General features: G+C 67.3%; 18 protein-coding genes. 7 read left to right on the top strand and 11 right to left on the bottom strand.

Features of this window, described 5'->3' with window-relative positions; all coding sequences use genetic code 11:
* Positions 1 to 297 precede the first annotated feature (297 nt).
* Positions 298 to 2,139, top strand: coding sequence for a DEAD/DEAH box helicase (locus ACSFA5_RS12545; RefSeq protein ID WP_435444362.1), 1,842 nt, complete (start codon positions 298 to 300; stop codon positions 2,137 to 2,139).
* 74 nt (positions 2,140 to 2,213) lie between these two features.
* On the opposite strand, the gene ACSFA5_RS12550 is transcribed toward ACSFA5_RS12545, so the two are convergent.
* From ACSFA5_RS12550 to ACSFA5_RS12575, 6 genes are all read right to left on the bottom strand, one after another.
* On the bottom strand, positions 2,214 to 2,930 hold the full coding sequence (locus ACSFA5_RS12550) for a YajG family lipoprotein (RefSeq protein WP_435444363.1): 717 nt from the start codon (positions 2,928 to 2,930) through the stop codon (positions 2,214 to 2,216).
* Between the two features lie 291 nt (positions 2,931 to 3,221).
* The gene (locus tag ACSFA5_RS12555; protein ID WP_435444364.1) at positions 3,222 to 4,292 is read right to left on the bottom strand and encodes an ABC transporter ATP-binding protein; all 1,071 of its coding nucleotides are present in this window, start codon (positions 4,290 to 4,292) and stop codon (positions 3,222 to 3,224) included.
* Positions 4,293 to 4,312: 20 nt separating this feature from the next.
* Positions 4,313 to 5,164: a carbohydrate ABC transporter permease gene (locus tag ACSFA5_RS12560; protein ID WP_435444365.1), complete on the bottom strand. Its 852-nt coding sequence runs from the start codon at positions 5,162 to 5,164 to the stop codon at positions 4,313 to 4,315.
* An 82-nt stretch (positions 5,165 to 5,246) separates the two neighbouring features.
* Positions 5,247 to 6,134, bottom strand: a complete 888-nt coding sequence (locus tag ACSFA5_RS12565; protein ID WP_435444366.1) for a carbohydrate ABC transporter permease — start codon at positions 6,132 to 6,134, stop codon at positions 5,247 to 5,249.
* Between the two features lie 37 nt (positions 6,135 to 6,171).
* Complete coding sequence (locus tag ACSFA5_RS12570; RefSeq protein ID WP_435444367.1) at positions 6,172 to 7,554, bottom strand: ABC transporter substrate-binding protein; 1,383 nt, start codon at positions 7,552 to 7,554, stop codon at positions 6,172 to 6,174.
* Between the two features lie 116 nt (positions 7,555 to 7,670).
* Positions 7,671 to 8,414 (bottom strand): FadR/GntR family transcriptional regulator, encoded by a 744-nt coding sequence (locus ACSFA5_RS12575; protein WP_435444368.1) that lies wholly within the window; start codon positions 8,412 to 8,414, stop codon positions 7,671 to 7,673.
* A gap of 148 nt (positions 8,415 to 8,562) precedes the next feature.
* On the opposite strand from ACSFA5_RS12575, the gene ACSFA5_RS12580 reads away from it, so the two are divergent.
* The 5 genes from ACSFA5_RS12580 (at position 8,563) to ACSFA5_RS12600 (ending at position 13,157) form a co-directional block, all read left to right on the top strand.
* Complete coding sequence (locus ACSFA5_RS12580; protein WP_435444369.1) at positions 8,563 to 10,299, top strand: IlvD/Edd family dehydratase; 1,737 nt, start codon at positions 8,563 to 8,565, stop codon at positions 10,297 to 10,299.
* A 1-nt stretch (position 10,300) separates the two neighbouring features.
* The gene (locus tag ACSFA5_RS12585) at positions 10,301 to 11,221 is read left to right on the top strand and encodes a 2-dehydro-3-deoxygalactonokinase (RefSeq protein ID WP_435444370.1); all 921 of its coding nucleotides are present in this window, start codon (positions 10,301 to 10,303) and stop codon (positions 11,219 to 11,221) included.
* Positions 11,218 to 11,859: a 2-dehydro-3-deoxy-6-phosphogalactonate aldolase gene (locus ACSFA5_RS12590; protein WP_435444371.1), complete on the top strand. Its 642-nt coding sequence runs from the start codon at positions 11,218 to 11,220 to the stop codon at positions 11,857 to 11,859. Before ACSFA5_RS12585 ends, ACSFA5_RS12590 begins: the two co-directional genes overlap by 4 nt.
* Positions 11,860 to 11,891: 32 nt before the next feature.
* On the top strand, positions 11,892 to 12,629 hold the full coding sequence (locus tag ACSFA5_RS12595) for an aldolase (RefSeq protein WP_435444372.1): 738 nt from the start codon (positions 11,892 to 11,894) through the stop codon (positions 12,627 to 12,629).
* A gap of 213 nt (positions 12,630 to 12,842) precedes the next feature.
* On the top strand, positions 12,843 to 13,157 hold the full coding sequence (locus ACSFA5_RS12600) for a hypothetical protein (RefSeq protein ID WP_435444373.1): 315 nt from the start codon (positions 12,843 to 12,845) through the stop codon (positions 13,155 to 13,157).
* A gap of 63 nt (positions 13,158 to 13,220) precedes the next feature.
* On the opposite strand, the gene ACSFA5_RS12605 is transcribed toward ACSFA5_RS12600, so the two are convergent.
* The 4 genes from ACSFA5_RS12605 to ACSFA5_RS12620 all read right to left on the bottom strand — a co-directional run bounded on the left by ACSFA5_RS12605 (position 13,221) and on the right by ACSFA5_RS12620 (position 17,387).
* Entirely contained in the window at positions 13,221 to 13,928 is a 708-nt protein-coding gene (locus ACSFA5_RS12605) for an SDR family oxidoreductase (protein ID WP_435444374.1), read from the bottom strand.
* A gap of 37 nt (positions 13,929 to 13,965) precedes the next feature.
* A complete protein-coding gene (locus ACSFA5_RS12610) occupies positions 13,966 to 15,405 on the bottom strand; it encodes an MATE family efflux transporter (protein WP_435444375.1) in 1,440 nt (479 codons plus the stop codon).
* A gap of 19 nt (positions 15,406 to 15,424) precedes the next feature.
* A complete protein-coding gene (locus ACSFA5_RS12615; RefSeq protein ID WP_435444376.1) occupies positions 15,425 to 16,759 on the bottom strand; it encodes an MFS transporter in 1,335 nt (444 codons plus the stop codon).
* Between the two features lie 172 nt (positions 16,760 to 16,931).
* Positions 16,932 to 17,387, bottom strand: coding sequence for a MarR family winged helix-turn-helix transcriptional regulator (locus ACSFA5_RS12620; protein WP_435444377.1), 456 nt, complete (start codon positions 17,385 to 17,387; stop codon positions 16,932 to 16,934).
* A gap of 75 nt (positions 17,388 to 17,462) precedes the next feature.
* Here ACSFA5_RS12620 and ACSFA5_RS12625 point away from each other — a divergent pair, with 75 nt between their 5' ends.
* The gene (locus tag ACSFA5_RS12625; RefSeq protein WP_435444378.1) at positions 17,463 to 18,011 is read left to right on the top strand and encodes a PaaI family thioesterase; all 549 of its coding nucleotides are present in this window, start codon (positions 17,463 to 17,465) and stop codon (positions 18,009 to 18,011) included.
* 56 nt (positions 18,012 to 18,067) lie between these two features.
* On the opposite strand, the gene ACSFA5_RS12630 is transcribed toward ACSFA5_RS12625, so the two are convergent.
* Complete coding sequence (locus ACSFA5_RS12630) at positions 18,068 to 18,883, bottom strand: tetratricopeptide repeat protein (protein ID WP_435444379.1); 816 nt, start codon at positions 18,881 to 18,883, stop codon at positions 18,068 to 18,070.
* Positions 18,884 to 18,956 lie beyond the last annotated feature (73 nt).

Raw genomic sequence — 18,956 nt, forward strand, 5'->3', positions numbered from 1 at the left:
CTGTGGAAAGTTACCTTGGGTACAAAGATTCGGGGAAAAGCGCGGTCGCCGGAAAGAAGCCCTTGCGCAACATCGGGGCGCGCCAAACCACCGATTATCGACTCATGCGACAATTCGTCTCGTTGCCGGGTCCAGTTGCCCGCAACACCGGCTCTCTGCCGGGGACGAAGAAGACCCTTCTCACAACAGGTTTTCCGGCTCCCACCCCTGACCTTCATCTGCCTTGACTGGCTCGGCGTCAACAAGACGTCAAGCGGGCCGATGCCACTGCGCCGTGCATGGCGCTTATTGTTTCCAATGAATTTTGAAGAACTGAAGCTGGCTCCCGCCATCTTGAAGGCTGTGCTCGAACACGGCTACGACACCCCAACGCCCATCCAGGCGCAGGCCATTCCCGCGGTGCTCGAAGGCCACGACCTGCTCGGCGGCGCACAAACCGGCACCGGCAAGACGGCCGCCTTCACCCTGCCGATGCTGCACAAGCTCACCATGAGCCGCAGCGCCACCAACAAGTTCGGCGGCATCGGCATCCGCGCCCTGGTGCTCACCCCTACCCGCGAACTCGCGGCGCAGGTCGAAGAGTCGGTTCGCACCTACGGCAAGTACCTGCAGCTCGACTCCACCGTGATCTTCGGCGGCGTGGGCATGAACCCGCAGATCAGCAAGCTCAAGAAGGGCGTCGACATCCTCGTGGCCACCCCCGGCCGCCTGCTCGACCTGCAGCAGCAGGGCATGCTGGACCTGAGCCAGGTCCAGATGCTGATCCTGGACGAAGCCGACCGCATGCTGGACATGGGCTTCATCCACGACGTGAAGAAGATCCTGGCCCTGGTGCCCAAGGAAAAGCAGAGCCTGCTGTTCTCGGCCACCTTCAGCGACGAAATTCGCGACCTGGCCGCCACGCTGCTGAAGAACCCGCAAAGCATCCAGGTCACGCCGCGCAACACCACCGTGCAGCGCATCACCCAGGTGATCCACCCGGTGGGCCGCGGCAAGAAGAAGGCGCTGCTCGCGCACATCATCAATGAGCACAAGTGGAGCCAGGTGCTCGTGTTCACGCGCACCAAGTTCGGTGCCAACAGCGTGGCCGAGTTCCTGACCAAGAACGGCATCGAGGCGATGGCGCTGCACGGCAACAAGAGCCAGAGCGCCCGCACGCAGGCGCTGGCCGGCTTCAAGAGCGGCGACATCCGCGCGCTGGTGGCCACCGACATCGCCGCGCGCGGCATCGACATCGACGAGCTGCCGCACGTCGTGAACTTCGAGATTCCGAACGTCAGCGAAGACTACGTTCACCGCATCGGCCGCACCGGCCGTGCCGGTTCGAGCGGCGAGGCCGTGAGCTTCGTGTGCCTGGACGAAGAAGGTTTCATGCAGGAAATCGAACGCTTCACCAAGCAGACGATTCCTGTGCAGATCGTCGAGGGCTTCGGTCCTGAGGACGGCGAACGCGCCGAGCCGATCGCCATGGGTCGCCAGACGATCTGGGGCGGCGCCGGTCGTCCGCCGAGCCGCGACGTGATGCAGGCAGCCGCCAAGGCCGCCCGCACCGAAATGCTCTCGCGCATCCGCGAGAACAAGGCCGGCCAGGGCGGCGGCGAGCGCGCTGGCGGCGGCGGCGGCGGCGGCGGTCAACGTCGCGGCGGTGGCCAGGGTGCTGGCGGTGGCGGCGGTCAGGGCCGCAACGCCAATGGCGGCGGTCAAGGTCAGGGCCAGGGCCCACGCGGCCAGGGCCCACGCCCGGCGCAAGGCCGCGGCCCGCAAGGTCCGGCACGCACGCCGCACCACGCACCGCAGCATGCGCCACAGAACCATCTGCCGCATGACGAGCGCCAACCGCGCCATCACGGCAACAGCCACAGCCCGACGCAAGCCAACCAGGTCGCGCACCTGCGTGCCGAAGCGGTCGCTGGTGGCGAGGGCCAGCCGGATCCGTTGCGCACGAGCGTCGACCACATGGGTGCCGGACGCGGTCGCGGTCGCCCGGGTGGCGGCGGCGGCGGTGGCGGCTATGGCGGCAACCGTTCGGGCGGCGGTGGCCGTTCGGGTGGCGGTGGCGGCGGTGGTGGCGGCTACGGCGGCGGTGGCGGTGGCCGCTCGGGTGGCGGTGGTGGTGGCGGCCGTTCGTTCGGTCGCTGAACTCCGGGGCAGGTCATCCCTGCCCCGCACTCCAGATCAAGGGCACTTCGGTGCCCTTTTTCTTTGGCGCCCGCTCAGCGCGGCGGCGCCGTGCTCGCGCGGATGTTCTTCGCGATGCGCAACGCCAGCGCGTCGACGGCGTCTTCGTAGCTCCGGGTCACGGCCTGCGGCTGGCCCACCAGCTCCCCGAAGCTCGCCCAGCGGTACGCCGGATTGCCCGGCACGCTGGTCGGCGTGTCGCCGCTGGCATCGGCACCGTAGTAGATCGTGTCGGTCCACACGGTGTCGCCGTTCTTGGCGCTCATCAGGTAGCCGCTCACGTTGACGCGCGGCACGTAGTCGTTGGAGAAGCGTGCCGACAGCATGCCGACCTCGTTGAAGTACACATGCAGCACCGGCAGCGAGGTCGGCAGCTTCGCCAGGTCGATGCTGTCGGGCGAGCGCGCAGGCCGCACGACGTCTTCGAGCACCTGCGCCTGGTAGCCCTGTGCGTTCAGTTGCGCGACCAGCGCCGCCGTGAGCCTGGGCGCCATGTCCTTGCGAACGGCCTCCATGCGCTCGTTGAAGTCCGCACCCTTCACGCGGTCGGCGATCGACTGCCACAGCACGCCCAGCGGAATGCCCTTGTTCTCGGTGTGCAGCTTGTCGATCGGCGCCACGGGGATCACCATGATGCGGTTGACGGCGGGCGGCGGGGCCGAAGGGCTGGAGCCGCAGGCGGCGAGCCAAAGGCTGCCCGCCAGTGAGAAAGCAAGAAGAAGGCGGCGTGACGGGGCGTGACGAGGCTTCATGTTTTCCGCGCCCGGCGCGGCTCCCTTGATTGGTTTTTTTATGGCGTTGCGTGCCTGGCTTGGCACTCGCGGCGCAGCGGGCAACAGTTTAGTCAGCAATCGCAGCTCGGGCCGCGCGCGGCGCTGCGGCCGTGCGGCCCTGCGCTGCATCGTCGTCGACCTGCTGCAAGGCACCGGCGTGCCGCTGCTGGTGGTGGGCGACTTGAATGGCAATCCGCACGGCGTGACCACGCAACTCGAAGCCGCCACGTCGGAAGTGGCGTACGGACTGAACTGCCCCGCGCCGGCCCGTCAGACCATGCGCTTGCCGGTCTGCTGGTCGAACAGGTGCACGCTCTCGGACTCGATGGCCAACCGCACGAGCTCGTCAGGCCGTGCATCGACGCGGCCGTGCACCGCCAGCACCAGCTTCGCTGCGCCGACCTCCACCAGCAGTTCGGTCTCCGCGCCCGTGGGTTCGACCACGATCACCTTGGCTTCCACGCTCTGCGCGCCGCCGCCGAGTGTCATGTCGCCGGGGCGCACGCCGTAGTGCACCGGCTGGCCGTCGGGGGCGGAGGTGCCCACCGGCACCGGCCAGCGCGTGCCTTGCGACTCGACCCAGCACTCGCCGCCCGCACGCCGCACCGTGCCCTCGATCACGTTCATCGACGGCGAGCCGATGAACTGCGCCACGAACAGGTTGTCGGGCCGGTCGTACAGGTCCAGCGGCGTGCCGATCTGCTCGACGATGCCGTCGTGCATCACCACGATGCGGTCGGCCATGGTCATGGCCTCGATCTGGTCGTGCGTGACGTACACCGTGGTGGTCTTCAGCCGCTGGTGCAGCGCCTTGATCTCGGCGCGCATCGCCACGCGCAGCTTGGCGTCCAGGTTGGACAGCGGCTCGTCGAACAGAAAAACCTTCGGGTCGCGCACGATGGCGCGGCCCATGGCCACGCGCTGGCGCTGCCCGCCCGACAGCTCGCGCGGATAGCGCCCGAGCAGCGCATCGAGGTTCAGGATCTTCGCGGCGCGCATCACGCGCTCCTCGGTCACCGATTTCTCGGCGTTGCGCAAGCGCAGGCTGAAGCCCATGTTCTCGCCCACCGTCATGTGCGGGTAGAGCGCGTAGCTCTGGAACACCATGGCGATGTCGCGGTCCTTCGACTCCAGGTCGTTGACCACGCGGCCGTCGATGACGATCTCGCCGCCGCTGATGTCTTCCAGGCCCGCGAGCATGCGCAGCAGCGTCGATTTGCCGCAGCCCGAAGGCCCGACCAGCACGACGAACTCGCCGTCGGTGATGTCGAAGCCCAGGCCCTTGATGATCTGGACCTTGCCGAAGGATTTCTCGATATTGCGAAAAGAGACGGAAGCCATTTTTCAGTTCCTGCGTTGGCTCAGCTCTTCACGGCGCCGGCCGTCAGGCCGCCCACCATGTAGCGCTTGAATGCGTAGTAAATAGCCGCGGGCGGCAATGCGTAGATCAGGCCCGTGGCCATCAGAAGCTCCCACGGCGAATCGTCGGCCGACAGGAAGTTGCCCAGCGCCACCGCCAGCGTCACGCTCTTGTCGTTCGACAGCAGCAGGAAGGCATAGAGGTACTCGTTCCATGCGAGCAGCAGCGAGTACGTGCCCACGGCCACCAGCGAGGGCACCATCAACGGCAGGTACACCAGGCGGAACAGCTGAAGCGGCGATGCGCCGTCCATGCGCGCGGCTTCGTCGAGCTCGTACGGCAGCTTGTCGGAGGCCTGCTTCAGCACCCAGATGCAGTATGGCGACGCGATGGTGACCATCGCCAGAATCAGCGCCCACTGGCTGTTGAGCAGCCCGTAGTTGCCCATCGTCTTGTACATGGGCACGGCCAGGAACGCCGCCGGAATGAAGTACGTGAACAGCGCCAGGTTCATCACCGTGCGCCCGCCGCGCACGCGCAGCCGGCTGATCGCGAATGCCGCCGTGGTGGCCACGAACAGCGTGATCGCACCCACCGACAGCGCAATGACCAGCGAGTTGCCCAACTGCACCCAGAAGTGGCTCAGGTAGAAGTGCTTCTGCTGGAACACCGTGGCAAAGTTGTTCAGCGTCGGGTGCGTGGGCCACAGGTGACCGGAGGTGGCCGAGTCCTTCGACGAGAAGGCGAACAACGCCATGTGATAGACCGGAATCAGCGTCCACAGCAGCACCGGAATGCCGATGAGCAGCAGCTTGGCCTCGGTCGCTACGGCCTTGGGGGTCCAGCGCTTCATTTCGCCCTCCGACGAGCCGCCTCCAGGTGGGCGAGCGCCCCCCCGGGGGGCAGCGAACACACGAAGTGATGAGCGTGGGGGTTCATTTCGAGAGCCTCTTCATCATGAAGTACACGAGTGGCAGTATGAGAGGCAGCGCCACGACGATGGATGCCATCGACAGGTCGACCTGGTCCAGCCGCAGATAGCGAATGCCCAGCGTGGCGAGCACGTGCGTCAGGTCCGCGGGGCCGCCGCCTGTGAGCAGGTACACGCTGTTGAAGTCGCCCAGCGTCCAGATCATCGACAGGATGAGCGAAGTGACGTACAGCGTCTTCAGCGCGGGCCAGCTCACGAAGCGGAACTTCTGCCACGAGGTGGCGCCGTCGACCGACGCGGCCTCGTACTGCTCGCCCGGAATGGCCAGTCGCCCGGCCACCAGAATGAGCGTCCAGAACGGCAGCGACTTCCACACGTGCACCAGCATCGCGAAGCCGAGCGCCAGCGCCGGGTCGTTGAGCCAGTTGGGACCGTCGGCGCCGGTCAGGCGGAAGATGGTGGTGTTGATCACGCCCCACTCGGGGTTGAGCATGAAGCGGAACGAAAGAATGGTGGGAATCGAAGGCATCGCCCACGGCAGGATGAAGATCGCCGAGACGATCTTGATCCACCAGCGCGATGTCACGAAGAAGCCCGACAGCACGAGTGCCACGGCCATCTTGATGTTGATCGCCACGACCAGAAAGATGGCCGTGTTGATCACGGAGCGGAAGAAGATCGGGTCTTCGACCAGCTTCACGTAGCTTTGCGGATGGCGTGCGAGCCAAAGCCCGTACCCCACCGGGTAGAGCACGAACACCACGAACACCAGCAGGTAGGGCACGACCATCACCGCGCCCCAGAACTGCCAGCGCGCGTGGCGCGCACCCAGGTTGGCAACAGGCGCCGCGGGGTTCGCGGCGGCGGCGGGAGCAGTGACGGTCGAGCTCATGGCGTCCTCGGCTGTGCGTTCGTGGCGCGTGCCGCGCCTACTGCGCCGCCACCGTCTTGATGCGCGCGATCATCTCGTCCACCGCCTTGTCCACCGGCACCTTGTCGGTCACGACGCGGCTCATGGCCTTGGCCCAGACGTTCTCGTTGTTGATCACGGTGAAGCGGTAGTTCTTGGTGAACTCGAAGGTCACGGTGCCGGCGGCGTACTGGTTGAACACCGACTTGCGGTGCGAATCGGCCTGCCAGAACGGGCTGGCCTGGCCGGCCTTGGTGACCGGGAACCAACGGCCCAGCGAACCCTCGACGTACGGCGTGAGGTTTTCTTCCTGCAGCAGGAAGGACACGAACTCCTTGGCGCGCGCCTTGTTCTTGCCGTCCTTGAACACCACACCGGTCTTCACGGCCGTGCGGTAGACCATCTTGGTGCCGTCGGGCTTGGTCGGGAAGCCGGCGGTGCGGATACGCTCGGTGTAGTTCTTGCGCGCTTCTTCACGCTGCTCGGGCGTGAGCGTGGCGTTGTTCGAGTCGTCCAGCCACTTCGCCGGCAGCGAGATGGTCGCGTTGTGCGTCATCACGGTCGTCTTGTTGTGGAAGGCGACGTTGTTGTCCGGGTCCTTCCAGCTGGTGGAAGAAGGCGGCGTGCAGCCCGTGAGGTAGGGCTTGGTGTAGTCGGTCATGGCGGCGATGAGGCCGGTGCGCACCTTGGGGTCGTCCACCAGCAGCTTGCCGTTGTCGTCCACCAGCTTCACGTTGTAGGCGTCCATGAAGGTCAGGAACGAATAGAACGCGTCGCTCGAATCCACGCCCATCGGCATGCCGATGCCGAAGGTGCGCTTGCCGCTCTTCTGGCGGCTCGCGGGTTGGACCTTCTCGCACCAGAAGGGCCAGTATTCCTTCCACGTGGTGGGGATGTCGGACTCCTTGAAGCCGGCCTCCGCGAGCATGTCGAGCCAGTACTCGATGTGCATCGTCTGCTGCTTGATGGGGAACGCGTAGTAGGCCTTCTTCTTCGTCTGGTCGTTGTAGAGGAAGGTGGTCTCGATGGTGTTGGTCGCGAAGCGGTCCTTCATGGGCGTGAGCACGCTGCCGATGTCTTCGAGCTTGCCGTCGAAGGCCCACTTGCCGGTGACCTGGAAGTCGTACACGTCGGCGTAGGCCACGTCGGGCGGGCTGCCGGAGTCCAGCGCGGACACGGTCTTCGGAATCATGTCCTGCACCGGGTACTGCGACAGCTCGACCTTCACGTCCTTGTGCTTTTCCTCGAACTTCTTGATGGCGGCGAACAGCGCGTCGTCCTCCGCCTTGTAGAAGCCCTTGACCCACCAGACGGTGAGTTTCTCTTGTGCGGCGGCGTTGCCTGAAGCGATCAGGCCCAGCGCGACCAGCGTCGGCGCAATGAGCGACTTGACGAGTTTCATGGTTTTGTCTCCTTCTCTTTTTCGGTGGAATTGGCTCGGCGGGCGAGCGTAGGGTGAAAGAACCGGATGCGAACTTCGGACAAACGCGTAGACGGGAAGCGAGCGGGCCGGTGCGGCTAGCTGGCCTTGAGCCTGGGCGGCGGCCTGCTCAGGCGCGGCAGGCGCCGACGCGAGCCGAGAATTTCTTCGATGTCCTGGCGCGCGCCGTCGATGAGGCGGATGACCGCCACTTCGGCCAAGTCGGGCTCGTGCGCGATCACCGCGTCGAGCACCGCACGGTGCAGGGGCAGCGAAAGCGCGGGGCCGTCGGGCTTGGTGGTCGACAGCTCGAAGCTGGTGCGCAGCAACGCATTGAGCGCCTTGCTCATCTGCGCGAGCATGCGGTTGCGCGCGGCGCTCAGCAGCCCGTTGTGAAAGCGCAGGTCGAAGGTGACGTAGTCGCCGCCGTTTTCCACGGCCTCTTTCATGCCCGCGTAGGCCTGCTCGATCTCGTCGATGTCTTCCTGGCTGGCACGCTCCGCGGCAAGGCGCACGGCAGCCGGCTCCACCACGCGGCGCAGGTCCTGCAGGTCGCGCAGGAACTCGGGCGTGAGGCCGGCGCGTGCCTGCCAGGTGATGACGTCGGGGTCGAACCAGTTCCACTTGTCCTTGGGCAGCACACGCGTGCCGACCTTCGGCCCGGTCACGATCAGGCCCTTGGCCACGAGCGACTTGATGGCCTCGCGCACCACCGTGCGGCTCACGCCGAGCTCCTCGCCGAGGATCGGCTCCGCGGGAATCGATGCGCCGATGGCGTAGCGCCCCGCGACCACGGCTTCACCGAGCAACTCGAGGGTGCGGCCGTGGATGTTCTTGATCATGTGTGATGTGAAATTTGCTATCTCGCCGCTCGCAAAACCTGAGGTCTCTGCGGCTTGATCGCGCTTATCATATGATGATTGAAATCGACCTTCGGCAGGACAAACCCTGAGGTTTGGGGCCGCTGAAACCAATAAACGGAGACACCCCATGAGCACTTCCCCCAAGAAAAAAGCAGGCGAGCTTCGCAGCCAGCAATGGTTCGGCCGCAACGACCGCGACGGCTTCATCTACCGCAGCTGGATGAAGGGCAAGGGCGTGCCGCACGACCAGTTCGACGGTCGTCCGGTCATCGGCATCTGCAACACCTTCAGCGAACTCACGCCCTGCAACTCGCACTTCCGCACGCTCGCGGAGCAGGTGAAGATCGGCGTGTACGAAGCGGGCGGCTTCCCGCTCGAGTTCCCGGTGATGTCGCTCGGCGAAACCCTGCTGCGCCCCACCGCCATGCTGTACCGCAACCTCGCGAGCATGGACGTGGAAGAGAGCATTCGCGGCAATCCGCTCGACGGCGTGGTGCTGCTCATGGGCTGCGACAAGACCACGCCCGCATTGATGATGGGCGCGGCCAGCGTCGACCTTCCGACCATCGGCGTGTCGGGCGGCCCGATGCTCTCGGGCAAGTGGCGCGGGCAGGAGCTGGGCTCGGGCACCGGCGTGTGGCAGATGAGCGAACAGGTGCGCGCCGGCACGCTCAAGCTGGAGGAATTCTTCGAGGCCGAGAGCTGCATGCACCGCAGCCACGGCCACTGCATGACGATGGGCACCGCGAGCACCATGGCCTGCATGGTGGAATCGCTGGGCATCGGCCTGCCGGGCAATGCGGCCTACCCCGCCGTCGACGGCCGGCGCAACGTGCTTGCGCGCCAGGCCGGCCGGCGCATCGTGGACATGGTGCATGAAGACATGAACATGTCGAAGATCCTCACGCGCCAGGCCATCGAGAACGCGATCAAGGTCAACGCAGCCATCGGCGGCTCGACCAACTTCGTGATCCACCTGCTGGCCATCGCGGGTCGCATCGGAGTCGAGCTCACGCTCGACGACTTCGACCGGCTGGCCTCCGAGCTGCCCTGCCTGGTGAACCTGCAGCCCTCGGGCCAGTTCCTGATGGAAGACTTCTGCTACGCGGGCGGCCTGCCGGTGGTGATCAAGGAGATTGCCGAGCACCTGCACAAGGACATCCTCACGGTCACCGGCCAGAGCCTGTGGGACAACGTGAAGGACGCCGAGAACTACGGCCCGCAAGTCATCCGGCCTCTGGCCGAGCCTTTCAAGGAGAAGGCCGGCATCTGCGTGCTGCGCGGCAACCTCGCGCCCAACGGCGCCATCATCAAGCCCAGCGCGGCCACGCCCGAACTGCTGGTGCACAAGGGCCGCGCGGTGGTGTTCGAGAGCGCCGAAGACCTGCACAAGCGCATCGACGACGAGAACCTGGACATCGACGAGCACTGCGTCATGGTGCTGAAGAATTGCGGCCCCAAGGGCTACCCGGGCATGGCCGAGGCAGGCAACATGCCGCTGCCGCCGAAGGTGCTGCGCAAGGGCATCACCGACATGGTCCGCATCAGCGACGCACGCATGAGCGGCACGGCCTACGGCACGGTGGTGCTGCACACCGCACCGGAAGCCGCGGCGGGTGGTCCCCTGGCGCTGGTGCAGGACGGCGACATCGTCGAGCTCGACGTGCCCAACCGCAAGCTGCATCTGCACGTCAGCGACGAAGAGCTGGCCAAGCGGCGCGAGAAGTGGGTCGCGCCCAAGCCGCCGCTGGATTCCGGTTACTGGAAGCTGTACGTCGACACGGTGCTTCAAGCCGACCAGGGGGCCGATCTGGCGTTCCTGCGTGGTCGTCGCGGGGCATTCGTGCCGCGCGACAATCACTGAGATGACAACACTGATAGCCATCGACTGGGGCACCAGTTCACTGCGCGGCGCCCTGCTGGACACAGACGGCAAGGTGCTCGAGGAGCGCAGCGATGCACGCGGCATTCTCACCGTGCCTGCAGGCGGCTTTCCCGCCGTCTTCGAGACACTGTTCGGCGACTGGATGCGGCTTGAGGGCACGCGCTGCCTCATCTCCGGCATGGCCGGCAGCAAGCAGGGCTGGGTCGAGGCGCCCTACTGCGCGTGCCCGGCGGGCCGCGTGGAAGTGGGCCGCAAGATCATCGGCCTGAACATCGGCATGGGCGCCGCGCCCGGTGCGCGCATCGCCATCGTGCCGGGCCTGCGCGACGAGCACGACGGCGTGCCCGACGTGATGCGCGGCGAAGAGGTGCAGATCTTCGGCGCCATGTCCATCACAGGCCAGAGCGACGGCGTCTTCGTGCTGCCCGGCACCCACAACAAGTGGGTCACGGTGAAGAAGGGCCGCGTGGCGGGTTTCCGCACCTACATGACGGGCGAGTTCTACGCGCTGCTGAGCCAGCACTCGATTCTGGCGCGCACGCTCGATGCCTCCGCGCCGCTCGACGAGGCGTCGTTCCTCGAAGGCGTCACCCGCTCCGAGAACGGCCACGGCCTGCTGCACAACGCCTTCGGCGCGCGCACGCTCGCGCTGTTCGAGCGCATGCCGAAACAGGAACTGTCGAGCTACCTCTCCGGCCTGCTGATCGGCGAAGAGCTGCGCACGCAGTCGCTGCAGGCGGTGGGCGAGGTGGTGCTGATCGGCTCCTCCACCCTCACCCAACGCTACACACTGGCCCTGCGCGCCACCGGCGTCGCCACGCGCACGCTGGGCGCCGAAGCCACCTGGGCTGGACTGCACGCGCTGTCCGGCTTTCTCGACACCGACCGGACTCCCGCATGACCACGCCCCTCGACAAATTCAACGCCGCCATGGGCGCGCTGCCCCTGGTGGCCATCCTGCGCGGCCTGTCGCCCGCCGAGGCCGCCGACGTCGGCGACGCCATCGTCGAGCCCGGCTTCCTGCTGCTCGAAGTGCCGCTCAATTCGCCACAGCCGCTGGAGAGCATCGCGCTGATGCGCCAGCGCTTTCCGCAGGCGCTGGTCGGCGCCGGCACGGTGCTGAGCGCACAGCAGGTGCGCGACGTGCAGGCGGCCGGCGGCGAGCTGATCGTGTCGCCCAACTTCAATGCCGAGGTCATTGCCGAGGCCGCGCGCCTGGGCATGGTCTGCCTGCCGGGCGTGATGACGCCGACCGAGGCCTTCGGCGCGCTCGCGGCCGGCGCCACCGGGCTCAAGCTGTTCCCCGCCGAACTGGCCTCGCCCGCCGTGGTGAAGGCGTTGCTGGCCGTGCTGCCCGCCGGCACGCCGGTGATGCCCGTGGGCGGCATCACGCCCGCGAACATGGCCGAATGGCGCGCGGGTGGCGCCGCAGGGTTCGGCATCGGCTCCGCGCTGTACAAGCCCGGCAAGCAGGCCTCCGCAGTACGCGAGGATGCGAAGAAATTCGTCGCGGCCTGGAACGGCCTCGCGCTGGCCTGACCGCTCCCCGAAGAACAAAAGGAGACCCCACGATGTCCGCCGATTCCGACTACGCCAGCCCCGCCGTTCGCAAGCTGCGCGAAGACCTTGCCCTCGCTCTTCGCGCGGCCGCCCACCACGGGCTGTCCGAGGGCGTGTGCAACCACTTCAGCGTGATGCTGCCGGGCGCGCAGGACCGCTACCTCATCAACCCGCGCGGGCTGCACTGGAGCGAGATCGGCGCCGACGACATCGTGCTGATCGACGTGCGCGGCGAGGTGCTGGCGGGCCGCCACCGCGTGGAGCCCACGGCGCTGTTCATCCACGGCGCGGTGCACCGGCTCACGGGCCATGCGGTCGTGCTGCATTGCCACATGCCGTATGCCACCGCGCTCACGATCACGGTCGACCGCGCGCTGGACCCCACCGCCAGCCAGAACGCGATGCGCTACATGAACCGCATCGCCATCGATGCCGAATACAACGGCCTGGCGCTGGACGACGCCGAGGGCGAACGCATCGCGCGCGCCATGGCCGGCAAGGACGTCGCCTTTCTGGCGAACCACGGCGTGATCGTGGCGGGCGGCACCATCGCGCACGCCTACGACGACCTCTACTACCTGGAGCGCGCCTGCCTGCACCAGGTGATCGCGCAGTCCACCGGACGCCCGCTGGCTCCGGTGAATGCGAAGCTGGCCGCGCACGTGGCGGCGCAGATCCAGGGCGAGCGCGAACAGTCCGACCTGTTCTTCGAAGCGCTGCGCCGCATGCTGCCGGCCCCGCGGGCCTGAGCCAACGGCCTACACCGATTGGCGCGCCTCATGAGGCGCGCCAAAGGCGTTACGCCTTTAGGATCGTGTTGATAAGCCGTGGCCAGCGCAGTGCACCAGACGAATTGGCGCGCGCACGGGCTTACAGCTCTTCATCCGATTTCGCTCCAGCCTTACACGTGCTTCACACGGGGACGCGAGGATGAGGGTTCCAACCACATACCGGGGGATCACATGAAAAAGCTTACTTTTGCATTCGCAGCCGCAGCCTTGTTGTCGCTTGCAGCGCTCAGCGCGCCGGCGCAGGCCCAGCGTGGCGGCCCCATCGTCCAGGCGCAGGTTTACGTCGTGCCGCCGCCTCCGCCGCGCCGCTACTACGCACCGCCGCCCCCGCCGCGTTACTACAACGCCCCGCGCCACTACGGACCCGATCGCCACTACCGCGATCGCCGCTGGGACGACCGCCGCCATTACGGGCGCCGCGACAGCGACCGAGACGGCGTGCCCAACCGCTACGACCGCCGGCCGAACAATCCGTACCGCTACTGATGCAAAAACCCGGGCCTGGCCCGGGTTTGTGTTTGTGGCGGCGTTGCGTGTACCTGCACAGACTCAGGCCGGTGCCGCCGCATAGGGCGGCGTGTCGCTCGACAGGCCCTGCTTCAGCTGCCGCGAGACCCCGTCGGCCAGCACCTCGGGCTTGCCGGCCTCCACGCCTTCGAGCGCCTGGCGTGCCACGTCGTCGGGCGACACCTTGTCGCCAGGCATGTGCGCGGCCATGTCGGTGTCCATCAGCGCCATGTGCAGGCTCGTGACCTGCGTGCCCTGCCCCGCGAGTTCGTTGCGCAGCCCGTTGCTCAGCGACCAGGCCGCCGACTTCGTGGCGCTGTAGGTGGCCACGCTCGGGAAGGTGGTCCAGCTCAGGGCCGACAGCGCGTTGACGACGGCGCCGCCGCCATTGGCCGCGAGCACCGGCGCGAAAGCCTGCGTCACGGCCCAGGGGCCGAAGAAATTGGTTTCGAACTCGGCCCGCGCGGCGGCCACGGCATCGGGCGAACCCAGAAAGCTCGACCCGCGCGAGATGCCCGCGTTGTTGATGAGCAGCGTGACGTCGCCGCAGGCGCGCGCGGCGGCCTCGATCTGCGCGGGCTGCGTCACGTCCAGCGCCACCGGCGTCACGCCGGGCAGCGTGACGCTCTTCGGGTCGCGTGCCGCGCCGTAGACCTTGCGGGCACCGGCCGCCAGCGCCGCCTTGGCGAATGCCAGCCCGAGGCCGCGGTTGGCACCGGTGATGAAGACCACGGAATCCTTGATTTTCATGACGAGCTTTCGTTGAACGAGGTTGTTGAAAATTGCTTCAGGTCTGCGCCACGCGGCGCAGCAAGCCGTTGGTGGTGCGCGGCCAACCCACGCGGCCGAACCAGGCGCCGCCCGCAATGGCCGACGCGATCACGATGCCGTACACCACCAGCGCCACGCCCTGTGCCGCGAACACGCCGGTGAGCCCGCCGCCCCAGCGCAGCGCCAGCCAGCCGCCGGTGCCCGCCACCACCAGACGAGCGATGTTGCCCAGCACCGGCCACAGCAGCCGGCCAGCGCCCTGCGACGCGAAATACAGGACCAGCCCGACACCGAAGAAGCCGTACAGCGGCCCCACCAAGCGCAGGTAATGTTCGCCGGTTTCGAGCATGGCGGGGTCGTTGCCGAACAACATCAGCCAGGGCCGCGGGAACAGCGCCGCCAGCACGCCGATGGTCTCGGTCAACACAAAGGCCATGGCCGCGCCGGCCCAGGTGGCACGCAGCGCGCGCTCGCGCTGCCCCGCGCCCATGCAGGTGCCGACCATGGCCACCAGCGGCGCGCCCAGGCCGAACACCAGCGGCACCAGCAGGTACTCGAGCCGCGAGGCCGTGCCGTAGCCGGCCAGCGCACCCGAGCCGAAATGGCCCGTGAGCGCGGTGGCGATGCCGATCGACAAATTGGTTGCCACCGTCGACACCGCGCCCACCAGCCCGATGCCCAGGATGTCGCGGAACATTGGCCAGCGCAGCTTGAGCGCGTCGAGCGTGGGCCGCAGCAGGCTGCGCGGCGAGCGCAGGTAGACGATGAGCGCAATGGAACCCAGCAGGTAGTACAGCAGCAGCGCCATCGCGCCGCCCGCGATGCCCATGCCCGGCAGCGGGCCCACGCCGAAGATCAGCAGCGGCGACGCGGGAATCAGGAACACCACGCCCACCACCGTCACGTTGGCCGGCACCGACATGTTGCCGGTGCCGCGGATGATGGCCGACAGCGAATTGAAGAGCCACACCAGCGTGGCGCCCGCGAACACCCAGTTCGAGTAGGTGAGCGCCGCGTCGAGCGCGGGCCCCGTGCCGCCCATGATCCCGTAGAGCCAGCGTCCGCCCAGCAGCAGCGCCAGCGTGAAGAACAGGCCGAAGCCCAGCGCGATGACGATGGCATGCCACACCAGCGCATCGGCGTCCGCGCGGCGGCGCGCACCGAGCGCCCGGGCAATCGACGAGGCGATGCCGCCACCCATGGCGCCGCTGGACGTCATCTGCATCAGCATGACGATCGGAAACACCAGCGCCATGCCCGCGAGCGCATCGGTGCCCAGCTTGCCGACGAAGTAGGTCTCGATGAGGCCGACGGAGGCCTGCGCCACCATCACCAGCACGTTGGGCGCGGCCAGCCGCAGCAGCGTGGGCACGATGGGCGCCTCGAGCAGGCGGCGCGTGCGCGGGTCGAGCTCGCCCTGGGCTTGCGGCGCTGTCGGCGTTGTGGACGTTGTCATGGCAGTGGCTCGGGTGGGTTCAGGCGCGCGCGGCCGTGTTGTTGCTTGTGGCGGGGGTGGCGGCGACCGGCGTGCCGGTCTTGGCCGCGGGGCGGCGGATCATCATCACGATCACGGCCGCCACCAGGCAGGCCGCGCCGGCCGCGTACAGCGCCGGGGTGTAGGTCAGCAGCAGCGTGCGCGCGAAGCCCGCGCCATAGGCGGCCGTGGCGGCGCCCAGCTGGTGCGCGGCAAAGATCCAGCCGAACACCAGGCCCACCTTGGCGGGGCCGAAGGTGGCGCCCGCGAGCTTGACGGTCGGCGGCACGGTCGCGATCCAGTCGAGGCCGTAGAACATCGCGAACAGGCCCAGGCCGTAGATGGTGAATTCCGAATGCGGCAGCCAGAACAGCGACAGCCCGCGCAGCCCGTAATACCAGAACAGCAGCTTGCGGTTGTCGTAGCGGTCCGACAGCCAGCCCGACAGGATGGTGCCCACGAAGTCGAAGGCGCCCATCATCGCGAGCACCGAGGCCGCCGGCACCGCGCCCATGCCGTTGTCGCCGCACAGCGATATGAAGTGCGTCTGCACCAGGCCGTTGGTGCTCAGGCCGCAGATGAAGAAGGTGCCCGCCAGGATCCAGAAGGTGCGGTTGGTCGACACCTCCTTCAGCACGCGGAACGGCGTGGCGAAGTTCATCATCGGCGCCGCCGCGGCAGGCGCGGCCGGCTGCGTGCCCGGCACCTCGCCGTAGGGCAGCAGGCCGATGTCCGACGGCCGGTTGCGCATGAGGCACAGCGCGAGCACGGCAATGAGGATGGCGCCGATCACGATCGGCACGATGGCCGAGCGCCAGCCCCAGTGCTCGATCATCCAGGCCGCGAACGGCAAAAAGGCCAGCTGCCCCGTGGCCGAACTGGCCGTGAGCATGCCGATGACGAGGCCGCGCCGCGTCACGAACCAGCGGTTGGCCACCACCGCGCCGAGCACCAGCGCCGTCATGCCGGTGCCCAGGCCCAGCATCAGGCTCCACAGCACGAACAGCTGCCACAGCTGCGAGGCCATGGTGACCAGCGCCATGCCCAGGCCGACCAGCGCCAGGCCGGTGCAGATGACGGCGCGCAGGCCGTAGCGCTCCATCAGCACTGCGGCGAACGGGCCCATGAGGCCAAACAGCGCAAAGCGCAGCGCGAGCGCGGAAGAAATTTGCTCCGTGCTCCAGCCGAACTCCTTGGTCAGCGGCTGCAGCATGGCGCCCGGCAGGCCCAGCGCGGCCGACATGGTCAGCATGGTCAGGAAGGTGATGGCGGCGACGATCCATGCGTAATGGATGCCGCGGCGCTGCAGCCATGCGGAGACTTGGGTGGCGAACATGGGACCTCTGTTGTTGGAATGAATCTGGAGGAGAGAAACGCGGAGCGCAGACCACGCGGCTGTGCGCGGGGTCGATGAATGGGGTCGGTGAGCGGGTGCGGGTGACGTCGGCGGTGTCGAGGGTCGAGGGTCGAGGGTCGAGGGTCGAGGGTCGAGGGTCGAGGGTCGAGGGTCAGTCGTCGATGGCGGGCTCTTCGTCGGCCCCGAGCAGTTCCATCGCTTCGTCGATCAGCTGGTGCAGCGCGAGCACGCGCTCCACGCCCAGCAGTGCATTGATCTTCTGCTGCGCCGCCTTCCAGTACTGCTGCGCTTCGCGGCGCTTGGCCTCGCCGGTGTCGGTGAGCTGCACCAGCAGGCTGCGCGCATCGGCGCCGGCACCCTGCGCGATGAAGCCCGCGGCGATCAGCGGCTGCAGGTTGCGGCTCAGGGTCGAGGCGGTCATCTTCAGCTCGCCCGCCAGGTCGACCGGGCGCGAGGGACCGAGCCGCGCCAGGTGCGACAGCAGCGAGTACTGCGTGGTCTTGAGGCCGCTCTGCGACACCTCGGCGTCGTAGTGCTGCGACAGCCGGCGCGACAGCTGTCGCACCTTGAAACTGGTACAGCCGCGTGGCTTGGTGGGGGTGTCCATGGGATATTATTGTAGGTGCAACTGTTGCATATGCAACTACCACCCCCCGCCAAAGCCCCCAGGAGGAACACAGGCATGACACAACCCACCAGCCAGCTCGAGGCCTGGATCGCCGAAGAACGCCGCATCACCGACCGCCTCGACGGCGGCCCGGGCCCCGGCCTTGCCCGCCCCGACCAGCTCGCGGGCAAGACCGGCCTCGAGATCATGCAGGCCATGCTGAACGGCGAGATTCCCTATGCGGCCATCGCCAAGACGCTGGACTTCACCGTCTTGGAGGTGCGCCCCGGCGTCGCCATCTTCCAGGGCACGCCGCTGCCGCAGCACCTGAACCCGCTGGGCACCATCCACGGCGGCTGGGTCGCCACGCTGCTCGACTCCGCCCTGGGCTGCTCGGTGCACACGATGATGCCGCCCGGTCGCGCCTACACCACGGCCGAGCTCGGCGTGAACTACGTGAAGGGCCTCACGCCCAAGGTGCAACGCGTGCGCGCCGAGGGCAAGGTGATCCATTGCGGCAAGCAACTCGCCACCGCCGAGGCGCGCCTGTACGGGCCCGACGGCACGCTGTACGCGCATGCGACGACCACCTGCCTGGTGTTCGAGATTCCGCCGGCACGCTGAGTGCGGGGAGGCGATCGTATTGGCAGGGGGCTCAGGCTCTCGAAAACTGAAAACCGCTAATGCCGACGCGGGGTGATGGCCATTTGGACTTCGGGGCAGTGGTCGCGCGTTTGGCAACGAATGCGGTGTCCGACCGACTGAACTTTTTCGAGTGTTGACATCGCAAGAAGACCCGCAATTCGTTGAAGATGGACAGCGGGTGCCGAGGCGGCAATGCGTTCGAACCATTCCACCGCCGCGTCGACTTCCCCTTGATCCAGCAACATGCTCGCGTAGCTGAACTGGCCTCTGAAGTCACCGGCTTCCGCCGATTGCCGGTAGAACGCGAAGGCGCGGGCCGCGTCTTGCGCAACGACCATCCCTTCTTCGAAATAGCGGCCGACCATGTTCAAGGAGCGTGCGTGCCCGAGTCCGGCCGCGCGCAGGTACAACTCGAACGCCTGACGCTGGTCAAGCGCCACCCCTCGGCCCGTCGCCAGCATATTGGCGAGGTTGTACATGCCCCAGCCCAATTCGCCGTCGGCCGCCTGGCGATAGAGCCGCACGGCCTCGGGATGGTTCTCGGCAGTGCCCCAGCCGTGCTCCAGGCATCGGCCGGCCATGTTCATGGCCATGAAGTGGCCCTGCGCGGCCGCCCGCTGGAACCAGCCGAAAGCCGCAGCTTCATTTCGGGCCACGCCTCGCCCGTCGAGCAGCCATTGACCCAGCACCGCCTGAGCCTGCGCATGGTGCTCACGGGCCGCAGCGGTAATCCATGTCACGGCCGGGGCTGGAGGGCCGTTCAGGATGGCCTCCCATTGCTCGCGGCTGATCGCATTGAGATCGGTCGCGTTGGGAAAGATGCGATGGGGGCCGAGGCTGCCTGCGGTCACGTTGGGCGGTGTCAGTGCGCCTTGCGGCGAAATTGCGAAAAAGTCCTGGAGGCGTCGGCCTCCAGGACTTGGC

Source organism: Variovorax monticola (assembly GCF_051216855.1).
GTDB lineage: Bacteria > Pseudomonadota > Gammaproteobacteria > Burkholderiales > Burkholderiaceae_C > Variovorax.

Bases quoted from the DNA above. Each gene is read 5' to 3' on its own strand.
- ACSFA5_RS12545 (WP_435444362.1), top strand. From the start codon at position 298: ATGAATTTTGAAGAACTGAAGCTGGCTCCCGCCATCTTGAAGGCTGTG.
- ACSFA5_RS12550 (WP_435444363.1), bottom strand. From the start codon at position 2,930: ATGAAGCCTCGTCACGCCCCGTCACGCCGCCTTCTTCTTGCTTTCTCA.
- ACSFA5_RS12555 (WP_435444364.1), bottom strand. From the start codon at position 4,292: ATGGCTTCCGTCTCTTTTCGCAATATCGAGAAATCCTTCGGCAAGGTC.
- ACSFA5_RS12560 (WP_435444365.1), bottom strand. From the start codon at position 5,164: ATGAAGCGCTGGACCCCCAAGGCCGTAGCGACCGAGGCCAAGCTGCTG.
- ACSFA5_RS12565 (WP_435444366.1), bottom strand. From the start codon at position 6,134: ATGAGCTCGACCGTCACTGCTCCCGCCGCCGCCGCGAACCCCGCGGCG.
- ACSFA5_RS12570 (WP_435444367.1), bottom strand. From the start codon at position 7,554: ATGAAACTCGTCAAGTCGCTCATTGCGCCGACGCTGGTCGCGCTGGGC.
- ACSFA5_RS12575 (WP_435444368.1), bottom strand. From the start codon at position 8,414: ATGATCAAGAACATCCACGGCCGCACCCTCGAGTTGCTCGGTGAAGCC.
- ACSFA5_RS12580 (WP_435444369.1), top strand. From the start codon at position 8,563: ATGAGCACTTCCCCCAAGAAAAAAGCAGGCGAGCTTCGCAGCCAGCAA.
- ACSFA5_RS12585 (WP_435444370.1), top strand. From the start codon at position 10,301: ATGACAACACTGATAGCCATCGACTGGGGCACCAGTTCACTGCGCGGC.
- ACSFA5_RS12590 (WP_435444371.1), top strand. From the start codon at position 11,218: ATGACCACGCCCCTCGACAAATTCAACGCCGCCATGGGCGCGCTGCCC.
- ACSFA5_RS12595 (WP_435444372.1), top strand. From the start codon at position 11,892: ATGTCCGCCGATTCCGACTACGCCAGCCCCGCCGTTCGCAAGCTGCGC.
- ACSFA5_RS12600 (WP_435444373.1), top strand. From the start codon at position 12,843: ATGAAAAAGCTTACTTTTGCATTCGCAGCCGCAGCCTTGTTGTCGCTT.
- ACSFA5_RS12605 (WP_435444374.1), bottom strand. From the start codon at position 13,928: ATGAAAATCAAGGATTCCGTGGTCTTCATCACCGGTGCCAACCGCGGC.
- ACSFA5_RS12610 (WP_435444375.1), bottom strand. From the start codon at position 15,405: ATGACAACGTCCACAACGCCGACAGCGCCGCAAGCCCAGGGCGAGCTC.
- ACSFA5_RS12615 (WP_435444376.1), bottom strand. From the start codon at position 16,759: ATGTTCGCCACCCAAGTCTCCGCATGGCTGCAGCGCCGCGGCATCCAT.
- ACSFA5_RS12620 (WP_435444377.1), bottom strand. From the start codon at position 17,387: ATGGACACCCCCACCAAGCCACGCGGCTGTACCAGTTTCAAGGTGCGA.
- ACSFA5_RS12625 (WP_435444378.1), top strand. From the start codon at position 17,463: ATGACACAACCCACCAGCCAGCTCGAGGCCTGGATCGCCGAAGAACGC.